Here is a 15,016-nt window from a genome sequence, read left to right as displayed (position 1 = left end):
TCCAGGAGCCTTCGATGCGAACCTCACAACAGAGCTATATCGTCGGACAGTGGTGCGATCCGGCCGATGCGCGCGCGATCGACGTGATCGATCCGGCGACCGCGAAGCCGTATGCGCGGCTCGCGATCGGCGGGCCGGCCGACGTCGACCGCGCGGTCGGCGCGGCGAAGCGGGCATTCGACGCGTATTCGCGCTGGACGGTCGACGCGCGCGTCGCGCTGCTGCAGCGCGTGCTCGAGATCTACCGGCGCCGCTACGACGAAGTCGCGCGCACGATCAGCCAGGAGATGGGCGCGCCGATCGCGTTCGCGCGCGCGATGCAGGCCGCGGTCGGCACCGCGCATCTCGAACAGACGATCCGCGCGCTGCAGTCGTTCCGGTTCAGCACGCAGACCGATTCGCTGCTGGTGTCGCACGAGCCGATCGGTGTGTGCGCGCTGATCACGCCTTGGAACTGGCCGATCAACCAGATCGTCTGCAAGGTCGCGCCGGCGCTCGCGGCGGGCTGCACGATGGTGCTCAAGCCGAGCGAGATCGCGCCGTTCAGCGCGATCCTGTTCGCGGAGATCCTGCACGAAGCGGGCGTGCCGCCGGGCGTGTTCAACCTCGTGCACGGCTACGGGCATGAGGTCGGCGATGCGCTGTCGCGGCATCCGGACGTCGACATGGTGTCGTTTACGGGCTCGACGCGCGCCGGTGTCGAAGTCGCGAAGGCCGCGGCCGATACCGTGAAGCGCGTGCACCAGGAACTCGGCAGCAAGAGTCCGAACCTGATCCTGCCCGATGCCGACATCGAGGATGCCGTCACGCGCGGCGCGCGCAGCTGCTTCAGCAACAGCGGGCAGTCGTGCAACGCGCCGACGCGGATGTTCGTGCACGTCGATCAGCTGGCCGCGGCCGAGGCGGCGGCGCGCGATGAGGCTGCGCGCACCGTCGTCGGCGATCCGCGTTCGCCGGAAACGGGCATCGGGCCGGTCGTCAGCCGCACGCAGTTCGACCGCATCCAGCAGCTGATCCGGAGCGGCATCGACGAGGGCGCGACGCTCGTCGCGGGCGGGCCCGGCCGTCCGGACGGGCTCGGCGACGGCTTCTACGTGAAGCCGACGGTGTTCTCGAACGTCACGCCGGACATGACGATCGCGCGCGAGGAGATCTTCGGGCCGGTGCTGTCGATCCTGACCTACCGGACCGAGGATGAAGCCGTGGCGCTCGCGAACGATTCGGCCTACGGGCTCGCGGCTTACGTGCAGACGAAGGATCTCGAGCGTGCCCGCCGCATCGCGGCGCGCTTGCGCGTGGGCAACGTGCACATCAACTATCCGGCGTGGAACCCGGCCGCGCCGTTCGGCGGCTACAAGCGTTCGGGCAACGGACGCGAGTATGCGGAGTTCGGCCTCGTCGAATATCTGGAGACGAAAGGCACGACGGGGTACGCGTGAGCGGCGCTGGCCGACCGCCGCCGGACGGTCGGCTTTTGCCGCGAGCCGGCTTCGCGTGTGCCGACAGTCAGTTGTCCTCGCCATCCGCCGCGGCCGCGTCGGCGCCCGAAACGGGCGCGGCGGCCCGCCTGCGGATTTCGGAGTCGAGGATCAAGCGCCCGCGCAGCTTCCCTTTCATCCGTTTCACGTGCTTGGGCGCCTCGGTCATGTGCTCGACCATCAGCGCACGTACGCGCTCGGCATCGCGCGCTCGCGCGGCCAGCAGGATTTCCTTGTGGATCGACACGTTCGCTTCGCCGAAGCGCTTGTGCTCCGCGAGCGGCGTATCGTTCCTGAACTCGATCAGCTGCCGGATCATCTCGTTGATCAGCTCGCAGCTGAAGCGCAGGAAGGGGTTCGGGTTCGCGGCCGCGAGGATGTCGTGGAACGTCGTGTCCTCCTGCCGCTGGCGCAGCATGTGGCCGCGGTCGTGCACGCCCGACGCGCCGTCGCAGCACGCGATGTTCGCCTCCAGCGCCGCGAAGTCGCGCTCGGTCAGGTGCGGCACGGCGCCCGCCGCCAGCTCGGGTTCGAGGAGCTTGCGCACCGTGTAGATGTCGTCGATCGTCACGTCCTTGAAGAACAGGTAGTTCTGCAGAAGTTGCAGCGTGCGGTCGAGCGGCACCTCGACGACCATCCCGCCGCCCGACGGCCCCGTCGTAACCTTGATGAGCCCCTGCACCTCGAGCGACTTCAGCGCCTCGCGGATCGTGCTCTTGCTCACCGCGTACAGCTGCTGCAGTTCCGCCTCGCGCGGCAGGCGGTCGCCCGGTTTCAGATCCTTCTCGGTGATCAGCCGCTTGATCTCCTCGGCGACGAGATCCGCCCGCTTCGGCTGCTTGATTTCGACCGCGAGGCCCGCCCTGGCTCGGTCCATGACCATCTTCAAGACTCCTTTGTCTGACTGCGCGCCACATCGTCGTCGACGATCCGTTCGGGCGCGGGGTACGGAATTTTGCCTGATTGACACCAATTTTGATCAACTCTAGCATCAGGTTCATTCTATTTATCATGATAAATAGGATCAACCGGCAACGCGCATCCTGCAGGGCGTGGATACGGTTTGGGTTTGGCAGTCGGTCGCATCGTGTGTCCCCCTTTATCAGGAGCGTCAACTTGAATCGCCGAGAACTGTTGAAACTGGCCGCGCTGTCGGCCGTGCCGGGCGCGCTCGGCAGCATGTCGTCCCGTGCCGCATTCGCGCAGGGTTCGACCATCCAGCTTGCCTGCCCGGTGCCGATGTCGGGGCCGTTCGCCGCCAATGGCAAGTACGCCGATCTCGGCATGCAGCTCGCCGTCCGGCAATACGGCAAGGTGCTCGGTGCGCCGCTCGCGTATACGGCACTCGACACCGAGGGCAAGCCCGCGACCGCCGTGCGGCGCGTGCAGGAGATCGCGCAGCAGAAGGGGGCCCGCTTTTTCGCGGGCGGCATCCTGTCGTCCGAATCGCTGGCGATGGGCAAGGAAGTCCAGAAGGCGGGCGGCGTGTTCATCACGACGGCGGGCGCGGACGAACTGACCGGCAAGGACTGCAACGATGCGACGTTTCGCTGGTCGGTGCCGACCTTCGGCGCGATCGAGCAGACGGTGCGGCCGTTGCTCCAGATGCTGCCGAAAGCGAAGCGCTGGTACACGATCACGCCGCAATACGTGTTCGGCGAGGGCCTGCTGTCCGCCGCGAAGGCGATCTTCAAGGAGAAAGGCATCGAGCATGTCGGCAACAGCTACCACTCGCTCGCCGAGAAGGAGTTCAGCGGCTACCTGACGAACGCGGCGGCCGCGCAACCGGACGTGCTGCTGATCCTGAACTTCGGCTCGCAATCGTCGGACACGCTGCGCCAGGCCGTCAGCTTCGGGATGAAGCGCAACTGCACGATCCTGCTTGCGTGGGCGTCGGGCCTCGAGCAGTTCGAGGCGCTCGGCCCCGACATCTGCGACGGCGTGTATTTCGGCGCGCAGTACTGGCACGGCATCGATTCGCCGCTGAATCGCGACTTCGTGAAGCGGGCGAACGCCGCGTTCAAGGCGAACCCGAACTACAGCCTCGCGGGTTCGTACATCTGCTCGAAGATCCTGCTCGACGCGATGGTGAAGGCCGGCAGCGCCGATCCGAAGAAGGTCGTCGCGGCGATGGAAGGCATGAAGTACGACGGTCTCACGGGCCCGGAAGAAATCCGCAAGGGCGACCACCAGGTGCTGAAGAACTACTACCTGCTGAAGGGCAAGCCGAAGAGCCGGATGAAAAACGCGGACGACTACGCGGATATCGTCAGCTCGGGGCAATCGTTCCTGTCCGTCGACAAGACGGGGTGCAAGCTCGCGTAACGCGATGGGCGCGTTCGCGGCCGTCGCGCGCCGCGGACGTCCGTTTCACTCCTTTCCGATACGGAAGCCATGAACGTCTATCTGCTGCAGATCGTCAACGGCATCGGCGTGGGCATGCTGTATTTCCTGCTCGCCGTCGGCCTGTCGATCGTGTTCGGCCTGCTGCGCTTCGTGAACTTCGCTCACGGCGCGTTCTATCTGCTCGGTGCGTACCTCTGCTACCAGGCGCTGCAATGGTCGGCAAACTTCTGGGTTGCGCTCGCGGTCGTGCCGCTCGTGGTCGGCGCGTTCGCGTGGATCGTCGAGAAGCTCGTGCTGCGTCACGTGTATGCGCAACAGCATGAATTCCACATCCTCGCGACCGTCGGGCTCGCGCTCGTGTTGCAGGAGTGCGCGATCCTCGCGTGGGGCCCGCTCGGCGACAACGTGCCGCCGCCCGACGCGCTGAACGGCGTCGTGATCTGGGGCGGCTTCGTCTACCCGAAATACCGGCTGTTCGTGATCGCGTTCACGGCCGTGCTCGCCGGACTGCTGTGGTGGGTGCTCGAAGGCACGCGGCTCGGCAGTACGGTGCGCGCGGGCAGCGAATCGACGGAGATGGTGTCGCTGCTCGGTATCAACGTGACGCGCGTGTTCAGCCTCGTGTTCGCGCTCGGCGCGGCCACCGCCGCGCTCGCCGGCGTGCTCGCGGCACCGATCCGCGGCGTCGATCCGTTCATGGGCATCGAGGCGCTCGGCGTCGCGTTCGTGGTGGTCGTCGTCGGCGGGATGGGGAATTTTCTCGGGGCGCTCGTCGGCGGGCTGCTGGTCGGCATCGTGCAGAGCCTGATGAGCACGCTGTGGCCGGAAGGCGCGCGCCTGATGATCTACGTCGCGATGGCGGCCGTGCTGCTGTTGCGTCCGAACGGATTGCTGGGGAGGGCCGCATGATCGAATCGTCGAAACCGCTGCCGCCCGCGGCGGCAGCCTCGCAGCGTTCGCGGCCGTGGTGCGGTGCGCTGCGGCGGCCGGAGGGCTGGCTCGCGGTGGCCGTCGCGTGCGTGCTGCCGCTGGCGCTGAGCTCGGGCTCGCTCGCGACCGAAGTGCTGGTGTTCGCGCTCGCCGCGCTCGGTTGCAACCTGCTGCTCGGCTATACGGGGCTGCTCTCGTTCGGGCAGGGCATCTTCTTCGGGCTCGGCAGTTATGCGGCGGGGCTGGTCCTGACGCACGGCGTCGGGTCGGTGACGGTTGCGCTCGTCGCGGCCGCCGTGCTCGGCGCCGCCGCGGCCGCGCTCGTCGGCTGGTTCTCGATCCGGCAGCGCGGCACTTACTTCGTGATGCTGACGCTCGCGTTCGGGCAGTTGTTCTACTTCCTCGCGTATACGACGCCGGATCTGACGGGCGGCGACAACGGGCTGCTCGACATCCCGCGCCCCGCGCTCGCCGCATTCGGGCATCCGCTCGTCCCGCTCGATTCGCCGTGGCGCTACTACGGCTTCGTCGCGGTGCTGTTCGTCGCGGTGTTCTGGCTGCTGCTGCGCGTATCGCGCTCGGTGTTCGGCCGCACGCTGCTCGCGATTCGCGACAACGAGGCGCGCGCGGCGGCGGCCGGCTACGACGTGCAGCGCTTCAAGCTCGCGGCGTTCGTGATCTCGGGCGCGGTCACGGGCCTCGCGGGGGCGCTGCACGCGCTGATGACGGGCATCGCGCCGCTGTCGAACATCGACTATCACACGAGCGAGATGATCCTCGTGATGACGGTGATCGGCGGCACGGGCAACCTGTTCGCGTCGGTGCTCGGCGCGGCATTCTACGTGCTGTTCGCGGATTGGCTGTCGACGCTGTGGCCGCGCTGGCTGCTGTTGCTCGGCCTCGTGCTGATCGCGGTCAGCCTGTTCATGCAGCGCGGGTTGTGGGGACTCGGCGAACGCGTCGCGGCATCGCTGCGGCGCGCCGATCGCACTGCGGCTACGGCCAGGGAGCGGCAATGAGCGAAGCGATTCTCGAAGCGCGCGGCATCGTCAAGCGCTACGGCAAGTTCACGGCGCTGGGCGGCGTCGATCTGCGGATCATGCCGCGCACCGTGCATTCGGTGATCGGCCCGAACGGTGCCGGCAAGACGACGCTGTTCCATACGCTGACCGGCACGCTGCCGATCACGTCGGGCTCGATCCTGTTCGATGGTCACGACGTGTCGCGCGAACCCGATCACAAGCGCGTGCGGCGCGGCATCGCACGCTCGTTCCAGGTGACGAGCCTGTTTCCGAACCTGAGCGTGCGCGAGAACCTGCGCGTCGCCGCGCAGGGCGTCGAATCGCGGCGCGCGTTGAATCCGTGGGCACCGCCGCGCGGCGCACTCGCGCATGACGGCGTCGTCGACGAGGTGCTCGAGCGGCTCGGCCTGCAGCGCTTCGCCGACACGGCGGCGGGCGTGCTGTCGCACGGCCAGCAGCGCCGGCTCGAGGTCGGGATGGCGCTTGCGGCGCGGCCGCGCGCGATCTTCCTCGACGAGCCGACGTCGGGCATGGGCATCGACGACCTCGACGACATGAAGGCGCTGATCCGCGGCTTGCGCGACGACTACACGGTCGTGCTGATCGAACACAACATGGGAATCGTGATGGACATCTCGGACACGATCACGGTGATGCAGCAGGGGCGCGTGCTGGTCGAAGGCAAGCCCGATGCGATTCGCGGCGACGCGCGCGTACGCAGCGCGTATCTCGGCAACATGATCACCGGAGGCCGCGCATGATGCTCGACGTGAAGGAGGTTCACGCCTGCTACGGCAAGAGCCACGTGCTGCAGGGCATTTCGCTGAACGTGAACGAAGGCGAGACGGTGACGCTGCTCGGCCGCAACGGCGCGGGCAAATCGACCACGCTCAAGGCGATCGCGGGTGTCGTCGCGCCGACCGGCGGGACGGTGACGTTCGCCGGCCGGCCGGTGTCCGGGCAGCCCGCGCACCGGATCGCCGCATGCGGCCTGTGCTTCGTGCCCGAGCATCGCGGCATCTTCCGGCTGCTGTCGGTCGAGGAAAACTTGCGGCTCGGCGCGCGCCGCGATTCGCCGTGGCAACTCGACGATATCTACCGGATCTTCCCGCGCCTGAAGGAGCGCCGCCGCAACGGCGGCGCGCAGTTGTCGGGCGGCGAGCAGCAGATGCTCGCGATCGGCCGCGCGCTGATGAACCACCCGCGGCTCCTGATGCTCGACGAGCCGGTCGAAGGGCTCGCACCGGTGATCGTCGAGGAGATCGTCGCGCAGCTGAAGCAGATCAAGGCGGCCGGCGTCGCGATCCTGCTCGTCGAACAGAACCTCGAAGTGTGCACGCAGCTTGCGGACCGCCACTTCGTGATCGAACAGGGCGTGATCGTCTACGAAGGCAGCAACGCGGCGTTCGCGGCCGATCACGAGGTGAAGGACCGTTACCTGGGTGTCGGCGTCGCGTAAGCGCCGGGCCCGTTCATTGCGAGGAATTCCATCGATGCAAGTTCTGGATTCGACACAGGGCGCCACGGCGTCCGGCCTGCGCGTCGACGGCGCGCGGCTGTGGGACAGCCTGATGCGTCTCGCGCAAATCGGCGCGACCGATAAGGGAGGCGTGTGCCGCCTCGCGCTCACCGAACTCGATCGCGAGGCGCGCGACCTGTTCGTCGCGTGGGCGAAGGAAATCGGCTGCACGGTACGCATCGATGCGATCGGCAACATTTTCGCGCGACGTGCGGGCGAACGCGACGACCTGCCGCCCGTGACGACGGGCAGCCATATCGACACGCAGCCGACCGGCGGCAAGTTCGACGGCAACTACGGCGTGCTCGCCGGCCTCGAAGTGCTGCGCACGCTCGACGACGCGGGCGTGCGTACGCGTGCGCCGCTCGAGGTAGCCGTGTGGACCAACGAGGAAGGCTCGCGCTTCGTGCCCGTGATGATGGGCTCCGGCGTGTTCGCGGGTGCGTTCACGCTCGACCACGCGCTCGCGCAACGCGATCGCGACGGCACATCGGTGGGCGATGCGCTGGCCGCGATCGGCTATGCGGGCGACGCGAACGGTGTGCATCCGGTCGGCGCGTATTTCGAAGCGCATATCGAGCAGGGGCCGGTGCTGGAGGCGCACGACACGACGATCGGCGTGGTCGAGGGCGCGCTCGGGCAGCGCTGGTACGACGTGACCGTACACGGGATGGAGGCGCATGCGGGACCCACGCCGATGGAACTGCGGCGCGACGCGCTGCTGGTCGCGGCCGATCTCGTGCGCACGGTGAACGGCATCGCGCGTGCGCACCCGCCGCACGGGCGCGGCACGGTCGGCTGGGTCGACGTCCATCCGAATTCGCGCAACGTGATTCCGGGCCGCGTGACGCTGACCGTCGACTTGCGCGCGGCCGACGATGCGACGCTGGCGGCGATGGATGCGGAACTGCGCACGGCCTGCGCCGATCTGGGTGCGGTGGCCGACATGCGGATCGACGTCGAGCAGGTCGTGTATTTCGCTCCCCAGCCGTTCGACGCGGCACTCGTCGAGCGGGTGCGCGCGGGCGCCGGTGCGCTCGGGCTGTCGTCGATGAACGTGATCAGCGGCGCGGGTCACGACGCGGTGTATCTCGCACGCGTCGCGCCCACCGCGATGATCTTCGTGCCGTGCAAGGACGGGATCAGCCACAACGAAATCGAGGACGCCGATCCCGCCCACCTCGAAGCGGGCTGCAACGTGCTGCTGCATGCGATGCTCGGCGCGGCGGGCGTGGCGGAGGGCGCCACGCGATGAAGATCCTGATCGCCCGGATGAACCACGAAACCAATACGTTCTCGCCGGTGCCGACGCCGCTCGCCGCGTTCGGCCGCAACGGCCCCGACTGGGGCGACGACGCGTATCGCGCGAATCGTGGGATGCGTACCGCGATGGCCGCGTTCATCGATGCGGCGGCTCGCGCAGGCGCGGAGATCGTCACGCCGGTGTCGGCGGCCGCGAACCCGAGCGGGCCGGTCGCCGCCGACGCGTATGCGGCGATCTGCGACGCGATCGTCGCGGCCGCGCCCGGCTGCGACGCGGTGATGCTCGACCTGCACGGCGCGATGGTCGCCGAGCAGAGCGCGGACGGCGAGGGCGACCTGCTCGCGCGCGTGCGCGCCGCGCTGCCCGATGCGCCGATCGCGGTCGCGCTCGACCTGCACGCGAACGTCACGCAGAAGATGATCGACCATGCGGACGTGATCGTCAGTTTCAAGACCTATCCGCACGTCGACATGTACGAGACGGGCGAGCACGCGGCGCGTGTGCTGCTCGACCGGCTGCACGGCCGCGCTCGGCCCGTGCTCGCGTGGCGGCAGCCGCCGCTGATGACGTCGACGCTGCGCAGCGCGAGCGCCGAAGGCGCGATGCGGCGCGCGGTGGAGGCCGCGCGCGCGGCCGAAGCCGACGGGATGCTGGCGGTATCGGTGCTGCCCGGCTTCTCGCTCGCGGACATTCCCGCGCCGTGCATCAGCATCGTCGTGGTCGCCGATGGCGACCACGCGGCGGCCGACGCGGTGGCCGAGCGCATCGCCCGGCAGATCTGGGACGCACGCGACGCGTTCGTCTACCGCAGCGCGCCGCTCGCGGAATCGGTCGCGCAGGCCGCGGCGCTGGCGCGCGGTGCTGACCGTCCGGTGCTGATGCTCGATCACGGCGACAACTGCATGTCGGGCGGCCCGTGCGACACGATGGACCTGCTGGAGGAAGCGCTCGCGCAGGGGCTCGACGGGATCGTCAGCGGGCCGCTGTGCGACCCGGATGCAGTCGCGGCGCTGATCGGCGCGGGCGTCGGCGCGACCGTGACCGTGCCGGTCGGCAACCGGATGCCGTCGCACGGCGGCGCGCGGCGCGCGCCGTTTCGGGCGACGGGCATCGTGCGCGCGATCACCGACGGCGAATACGTGATTGCCGGGCCGACGTATACGGGCCAGCGCGCATACATGGGCCGCGCGGCGGTGCTCGATATCGGCGACGCGACGCTGGTCGTCACCGAGCGCACGCAGGAGCCGTGGGATCTCGGCGTGTTCGAGAGCGTCGGCATCGATCCGCGCCGCGCGCGATTCCTGCTGCTGAAGTCGCGGATGTACTGCCGGCCGGTATTCGTGCCGATCGCGGCCGCGCTCGTCGAGTGCGACAGCCGCGGCGTGACCGGATCGGACTACGGGCTGTTCCGCTACGAGCGGCTCGCGCGACCCGTGTATCCGCTCGACGACGTCGGCCGGTGGGACAGCGCGGGCGTGCGCACGACCTGAGCGGCGGGCACGAGACGCCGGTTTCGCGCGCTTTCGTGCATCATGCGGTGGCATCGACCCGTCGAGCAGCAGGGTCGTGCCAGTCCTTGCATCCGCAACCGATCCGGAGAACCGACCGCCATGCATTCGAATCGCTTTCGCTTTCGCCTTCGTCGCGCCCGCCTGCTCGCCGCGCTGACGCTCGCTACCACCGCCGTCACCGCGCACACGGCCGACTGGATCGTGTCCGGCAACGACGGCAAGTATCAGCGCGTCGAAGGGCGCGACACCTATCTCGCGTCGCCGCCCGCCGACACGCTGACGCTGCTCGACGCGAGCGTGTTTCCGCCGAAGGTCGCGCTGCAGGTCGACGTCGAGAACGGCATCCAGGGGCCGCCGCAGGCCGTCGCGATCGCACCCGACGCGAAGCTCGCGCTGGTCGGCGCGCCGACGCGCTACGACCAGGGGGCCAGGCAACTCGTGTTCGACACGTTTGTGCAGGTCGTGAACCTCGATGCGTCGCCGCCGGCGATCACGCGCCTCGAGCTCGGCACGCACCCGCAGGGGATCGCGATCGACCGGTCGGGCCGGCTCGCGCTGGCGGCGAACGTCGACGGCAGCGTGTCGATCCTGCGGATCGACGGAACGCAGGTGACGCTCGACGGCAACCTGAAGATCGGCAAGAGGCGGCTCGCCGGGATCAGCTTCACGCACGACGGCAAGCATGCGCTCGTGTCGCTGCGCGACGAGCAGGGCATCGCGGTGCTGAACGTCGACGACGGCAAGGTGACCGACAGCGGCACGCGGCTGAGCACGGGCGTCGCGCCCTACACGATCGACGTGTCGAGCGACAATCGCTGGGCCGTCGTCAGCAACGTCGGGCTCGCGGGGTTGCCGGGCTATACGGGCACGCTCGCGGGCGATGCCGATTCGGTCGCGCTGATCGACGTGTCGCGCACGCCGTTCCGCACGGTCCAGTACCTGACGGTGCCGTCACTGCCGGAGGGCGTCGCGATCTCGCCGGACGGAAAGTGGATCGCCGTGCAGGCGATGGACGGCTCGAACCTGACGCCCGACAACCCGGGCCGCCACAAGCTCGGCAAGGTGGTGCTGTTCGAGATCCGCAACGGCCGTGCGGTGCAGACGAGTGAAGTGCCGGGCGGCGAAGCCGCTCAGGGCATCGTGTTTACCGCCGACAGCCGGCACGTGATCGTGCAGTTCAACGTCGAGCGGCAGCTCGCGCTGTATGCGGTGGAGGGCGGCAAGCTGCGCGATACGGGCAAGCGCATCGCGCTCACGGGCGGGCCGTCGTCGTTGCGGACGTTGCCGCGGTGATGGGTTGAAGCGTTCGACGGGCTGGCCGACGCGTGCGTCGCGCCGGTCCGGGATGCCAGGCTGCGCACGCAGCCCGAAGTCGCGAGGACGGCGACGGTCAGCCGCCATCCGCTATCCGCCATCCGCAAGCCGAACTGCTCGCGCCGCTACGCGTCGCGCAGCGCCAGCCGTTCGCACCCGCGGCTCATTGACCGAGCAACGCCGGCAGGTTGCCCTCATCGAGATGAACGCCCGCGTGGACGGTCTGGAACCACGAACACGCATACAGCTTGCCGCCGCACATCCGCCATTTCTTGCAGAAAGACAGATCCTCCGACAGCGAGCGCCCGTCGGGTTCCCTCAGGAATTCGAAATGCTCGTACATGGAGGTCGAATTCGGTGACAGGTTCCGATAGCTCGGCGGAAACTCGACCCGCGTCTCGGGATAGGCCTGCGCCATCGTATCGAACACGGGGCGCGCGATCATCATCAGGCCGGCGCCGCCCGAGTGGATTTCGGAAACCGAATCGAGCTCGATCCGGGACTGTGCACCGTCCACCGCATACGCGGTCTGGCTGTAATCGGCGCTGAACAACGCGAGCCGCTCGGGCGGCGCCGACGGATCCGAGCGCGCGGCCTCGGCGACCGCCGCCCAGTTGATGCTCTTGGACGGATACAGCCCGAGCATCACGTCGTGCTGCTGTTCGAACATCCGGACACGTCGCTGCCGCGAAAGCCGATGTCCGCATCGATGAACATCATGTGCGACAGGCCGCTGTGCAGGAAGCGCTCGACCGCGACGTTTCGTTGCTGATGCAACAGTGCGGTGCCGCTCAGGTAGAAGTATTCGAACGCGAGGCCGGCGCTCAGGCACGCATGCAGAAGCTCCAGCAGCCCGTTCACGTAGGGCAGGTAACACATGCCGCCGTAGGCGGGCGTGGCGACGAAAATGCCTTGTTTCATGATCGGACGGCCTGCGTGGGGGGGCCCTGTTCGTGCTGCGCGAGAATGACGATTCCGACCAGCATCTTACGCTGCGTCACGGCCCGCCGGCGGCGTTTTTCAGTGCGGCGGCGAATCGCGTCCGCCGCTGCCGCGCGCGCCGCCGTCGTTACGGACGTAGCAAGTCGAATCCGCCGAACACGACCACGCCGCTGAGCGCAATCATCGCGACCGAATGCTGGCCGAAATAGAGAATCGCGGCCGCGAGCCACGTGGTCAGGCAGAAGGCGCCGATGCGGGCCATCGTGAATTCCTCGAAATGCGTGATGAAGGGGGGGGCGTGCCGACGTCGGCGCGTCGCCATGTCGATGCGGGCGCGAGGCTCGCGTTGCGACGGCGCCGGACGGCATCGCGTGTCGGGCCCGACCGGGCGGGCGCCGACGCGGGGCAGCCCGCGAGGCCTTGCCGGAAGCAGCCGGTGTGCTGCGGCAGCAGGCCAGCCGGCGATTTTACCAGCGTCGACGGCCGGCCAATCTGGCCCCTTCGCGACGATCGGCGGTACGCGCACGGCGCGGGCATCTCTGGGCATCTCAGGGCAGCTGGAAAGGCGGGGCTCAAGTTTCATCCGACGAATACCGTAAGCGACCGCCGATCCGTCCGGCACCGGTGCCGCGTCGACGGCGACGTCCGCCGCGTCGTCGCAGGCGAGTGGTGCCGCGCAGTCGGACGGTGCAGGGCAGACACTGGGCGCGTCGGGATCCTCGGCCGAGGATCCCGCGGTAAAGCAGTTGAAGCAACTCATCGAGCGCTTGCAGAAACAGCTTGCGCAACTGCAGCAGCAGATGGCGGCGGCCGCGCGGCGCGCGAAGCAGGATCCGGCCGCGGCACTCGAGCAGCAGACGCTGGGCGCGGAAGCCAGCACGATCTCCGCCGCGTTGTCGACGGCGATCGCGCAGCTTGCGCAGGCGATCCAGAAGTCGGGCGGCTCGACGTCCGGCGCGCTGGTGCCGACGCAGGCCTGAAGGCACGGCACGGCACGGCGCCGCGCCGTCGCGCACCGCAGCGCGCGGACGCGTCGCGGCACGCTGTCGCGCGCATTACAATCGCAAGCTCGTCTCCCTCGCAAGGACGGCAGAACGATGAACGCGGAATTCGCCGACGACGACCTCGTCCGCTTCGACGCGCAAGGCGGCACGCCGCTGCCGGCGGCCGACGCCGAAGGATGGCTGGACCACGACGGCGCGCGCATCTGGCACGCGTCGTTCGGCCATGGCCCGCCGGTCGTGCTGCTGCACGGCGGCCTCGGCCACGGCGGCAACTCGGGCAATCAGATGCCGGCGCTGCTCACGGCCGGCTACCGTGCGATCGTGATCGACAGCCGCGGCCACGGTCGCAGCTGTCGACAGACAAAAAAGACCGCACTTGGGAGTATGGGAGGGAAACGTACAAAAAAGTCCACACCTCACATTTCTGTATGTGAAAAATGCAACGTAAATGATTGATATAAAAGGGTTGTGTGCGTCTTTTTGCTGGATGCGTCGGAGGTTCAGGAGCGAGCGCGAGAACCTATTACTGCGGGGAAAATAATCAAGAGTCTTAAGTGAAAGTTCGCACGCGAGCGATCTGGCAAGGGGAAACGAAATTATTTCAGAATGCTTTCGAATTTAGGCGCGGGTTTTACCTACACGAACGTCGATGCTGACGTTGGCTGCGTCGTACTGACGATCATCCTGGCGAGTGTGTGCAAGCCGTGTCTGGACAAGCTCGAGCTGCGCAGGGCACGCGCCGGGGCAGGACCCGCTAGCGGAACGCCCGCATCTGCCCCGTCATCATCTGCAGCATCTTGTTGGCGGCTACCGAGAGCTTGCGGCCCACGCGCGTGACCATGTGCGCCTCGGCGTTCTCGAGGATCGGATGCGCGATCTCGATCGCGAACAGTTCCCTGGCCTGCAGCTCGGCCGCAACCGCGAAGGCCGGCATCACCGAGATGCCGAGCCCCGATTTCACGAACTCCTTCAGGATCGCGAATGAATTGGTGGTGACGATCGGCCCGAGCCGAACGCGCTCGGCGTATTCCACGGCCTCCATCATCTGCCGCGTGCCGTAGGACGGGTGGGTGGCCGCCAACGGGTAGGTGGCGAGCTGCTGCACCGTCAGCACCTTGTGGCTGCGGCGCGGGAAGTCGGGGCCGACGATCGCCATCATCGGCTGCCGCTTCGACGCGCGCGACACCAGCTTGGGCTCGGCGGGAGGGTTGTAGACCAGGCCGATCTCGCCCTCGTCGTTCGAGATCTTGCGGATCACGTCGTTGGTGCTACCCACGTCGAGGTTGACGCGGATCCCGGGGAACTGCCGGCAGAACTGCTGCATCGGCCCGGCCAGCAGGTCCGAGACGAAACCCTCGCCGAGCACCAGGCTGACCTGGCCGGTCTTGAGCCCGCGCAACTCCTGCAGGCGCGAGATCAGGTCGTCGCGGTGCGCGAGCTGCTCGCGAAAATATTCGATCACGCAGCGTCCCGCCTCGGTGGGCGTCACGCCGCGCGCGTGGCGCTCCATCAGGGTGGCGTCCAACTCCTTCTCCAGCAGCCCGATCTGGCGGCTCACGGCCGAGGGCGCCACGTCGAGCCAATCGGCCGCGGCACGGATCGTGCCGCAGCGCACGGCCTCGTAGAAATAGACGATCCGGCTGTCGGTAAGGGTCTCGCTCATGATCCTGGTGTTCTAAAAAAGAG

At 68.0% G+C, this 15,016-nt stretch carries 13 protein-coding genes and 2 pseudogenes; 11 read left to right on the top strand and 4 right to left on the bottom strand.

The window, feature by feature from the left end; translation table 11 throughout:
- Window positions 1-14: 14 nt before the first annotated feature.
- On the top strand, window positions 15-1,439 hold the full coding sequence (locus DID98_RS19365) for an aldehyde dehydrogenase family protein (protein WP_124571232.1): 1,425 nt from the start codon (window positions 15-17) through the stop codon (window positions 1,437-1,439).
- 67 nt (window positions 1,440-1,506) lie between these two features.
- Here DID98_RS19365 and DID98_RS19360 read toward each other — a convergent pair whose 3' ends face one another.
- Complete coding sequence (locus DID98_RS19360) at window positions 1,507-2,361, bottom strand: FadR/GntR family transcriptional regulator (RefSeq protein ID WP_124571231.1); 855 nt, start codon at window positions 2,359-2,361, stop codon at window positions 1,507-1,509.
- A gap of 233 nt (window positions 2,362-2,594) precedes the next feature.
- Here DID98_RS19360 and DID98_RS19355 point away from each other — a divergent pair, with 233 nt between their 5' ends.
- The 8 genes from DID98_RS19355 (at window position 2,595) to DID98_RS19320 (ending at window position 11,363) form a co-directional block, all read left to right on the top strand.
- On the top strand, window positions 2,595-3,803 hold the full coding sequence (locus DID98_RS19355; RefSeq protein ID WP_124488055.1) for an ABC transporter substrate-binding protein: 1,209 nt from the start codon (window positions 2,595-2,597) through the stop codon (window positions 3,801-3,803).
- A 69-nt stretch (window positions 3,804-3,872) separates the two neighbouring features.
- The gene (locus tag DID98_RS19350) at window positions 3,873-4,733 is read left to right on the top strand and encodes a branched-chain amino acid ABC transporter permease (protein WP_124521209.1); all 861 of its coding nucleotides are present in this window, start codon (window positions 3,873-3,875) and stop codon (window positions 4,731-4,733) included.
- Window positions 4,730-5,773 carry a branched-chain amino acid ABC transporter permease gene (locus DID98_RS19345; protein ID WP_124571230.1) on the top strand — a complete coding sequence of 348 codons (1,044 nt, stop codon included), beginning with the start codon at window positions 4,730-4,732 and terminating at the stop codon, window positions 5,771-5,773. Before DID98_RS19350 ends, DID98_RS19345 begins: the two co-directional genes overlap by 4 nt.
- Complete coding sequence (locus DID98_RS19340; protein WP_124571229.1) at window positions 5,770-6,537, top strand: ABC transporter ATP-binding protein; 768 nt, start codon at window positions 5,770-5,772, stop codon at window positions 6,535-6,537. Before DID98_RS19345 ends, DID98_RS19340 begins: the two co-directional genes overlap by 4 nt.
- Entirely contained in the window at window positions 6,534-7,235 is a 702-nt protein-coding gene (locus DID98_RS19335; RefSeq protein WP_044847066.1) for an ABC transporter ATP-binding protein, read from the top strand. Before DID98_RS19340 ends, DID98_RS19335 begins: the two co-directional genes overlap by 4 nt.
- Before the next feature lie 34 nt (window positions 7,236-7,269).
- Complete coding sequence (locus DID98_RS19330) at window positions 7,270-8,550, top strand: Zn-dependent hydrolase (protein WP_124571228.1); 1,281 nt, start codon at window positions 7,270-7,272, stop codon at window positions 8,548-8,550.
- Window positions 8,547-10,049, top strand: a complete 1,503-nt coding sequence (locus tag DID98_RS19325; RefSeq protein ID WP_124571227.1) for a M81 family metallopeptidase — start codon at window positions 8,547-8,549, stop codon at window positions 10,047-10,049. The genes DID98_RS19330 and DID98_RS19325 overlap by 4 nt, the downstream gene beginning before the upstream one ends.
- A gap of 120 nt (window positions 10,050-10,169) precedes the next feature.
- The gene (locus DID98_RS19320) at window positions 10,170-11,363 is read left to right on the top strand and encodes a YncE family protein (protein ID WP_124571226.1); all 1,194 of its coding nucleotides are present in this window, start codon (window positions 10,170-10,172) and stop codon (window positions 11,361-11,363) included.
- Between the two features lie 184 nt (window positions 11,364-11,547).
- On the opposite strand, the gene DID98_RS19315 is transcribed toward DID98_RS19320, so the two are convergent.
- The gene (locus DID98_RS19315) at window positions 11,548-12,054 is read right to left on the bottom strand and encodes a hypothetical protein (protein ID WP_124488050.1); all 507 of its coding nucleotides are present in this window, start codon (window positions 12,052-12,054) and stop codon (window positions 11,548-11,550) included.
- Window positions 12,030-12,305 (bottom strand): hypothetical protein, encoded by a 276-nt coding sequence (locus DID98_RS19310; RefSeq protein WP_124488049.1) that lies wholly within the window; start codon window positions 12,303-12,305, stop codon window positions 12,030-12,032. Before DID98_RS19310 ends, DID98_RS19315 begins: the two co-directional genes overlap by 25 nt.
- Before the next feature lie 620 nt (window positions 12,306-12,925).
- Here DID98_RS19310 and DID98_RS19300 point away from each other — a divergent pair.
- Window positions 12,926-13,306 (top strand): annotated as a pseudogene (locus tag DID98_RS19300) (hypothetical protein); the annotation flags it as partial.
- A gap of 117 nt (window positions 13,307-13,423) precedes the next feature.
- Window positions 13,424-13,696, top strand: a pseudogene (locus DID98_RS19295) (alpha/beta fold hydrolase); the annotation flags it as partial.
- Between the two features lie 388 nt (window positions 13,697-14,084).
- On the opposite strand, the gene DID98_RS19290 reads toward DID98_RS19295, so the two are convergent.
- Window positions 14,085-14,993, bottom strand: a complete 909-nt coding sequence (locus DID98_RS19290; protein WP_124488048.1) for a LysR family transcriptional regulator — start codon at window positions 14,991-14,993, stop codon at window positions 14,085-14,087.
- Window positions 14,994-15,016 lie beyond the last annotated feature (23 nt).

Source organism: Burkholderia sp. Bp8984 (genome assembly GCF_003853755.1).
Lineage (GTDB): Bacteria > Pseudomonadota > Gammaproteobacteria > Burkholderiales > Burkholderiaceae > Burkholderia.
This window is presented reverse-complemented; position numbering and strand designations above follow the sequence as displayed.

Coding starts and splice junctions, on each gene's coding strand:
- DID98_RS19365 (WP_124571232.1), top strand. CDS start 15: ATGCGAACCTCACAACAGAGCTATATCGTCGGACAGTGGTGCGATCCG.
- DID98_RS19360 (WP_124571231.1), bottom strand. CDS start 2,361: ATGGTCATGGACCGAGCCAGGGCGGGCCTCGCGGTCGAAATCAAGCAG.
- DID98_RS19350 (WP_124521209.1), top strand. CDS start 3,873: ATGAACGTCTATCTGCTGCAGATCGTCAACGGCATCGGCGTGGGCATG.
- DID98_RS19345 (WP_124571230.1), top strand. CDS start 4,730: ATGATCGAATCGTCGAAACCGCTGCCGCCCGCGGCGGCAGCCTCGCAG.
- DID98_RS19340 (WP_124571229.1), top strand. CDS start 5,770: ATGAGCGAAGCGATTCTCGAAGCGCGCGGCATCGTCAAGCGCTACGGC.
- DID98_RS19335 (WP_044847066.1), top strand. CDS start 6,534: ATGATGCTCGACGTGAAGGAGGTTCACGCCTGCTACGGCAAGAGCCAC.
- DID98_RS19330 (WP_124571228.1), top strand. CDS start 7,270: ATGCAAGTTCTGGATTCGACACAGGGCGCCACGGCGTCCGGCCTGCGC.
- DID98_RS19325 (WP_124571227.1), top strand. CDS start 8,547: ATGAAGATCCTGATCGCCCGGATGAACCACGAAACCAATACGTTCTCG.
- DID98_RS19320 (WP_124571226.1), top strand. CDS start 10,170: ATGCATTCGAATCGCTTTCGCTTTCGCCTTCGTCGCGCCCGCCTGCTC.
- DID98_RS19315 (WP_124488050.1), bottom strand. CDS start 12,054: ATGTTCGAACAGCAGCACGACGTGATGCTCGGGCTGTATCCGTCCAAG.
- DID98_RS19310 (WP_124488049.1), bottom strand. CDS start 12,305: ATGAAACAAGGCATTTTCGTCGCCACGCCCGCCTACGGCGGCATGTGT.
- DID98_RS19290 (WP_124488048.1), bottom strand. CDS start 14,993: ATGAGCGAGACCCTTACCGACAGCCGGATCGTCTATTTCTACGAGGCC.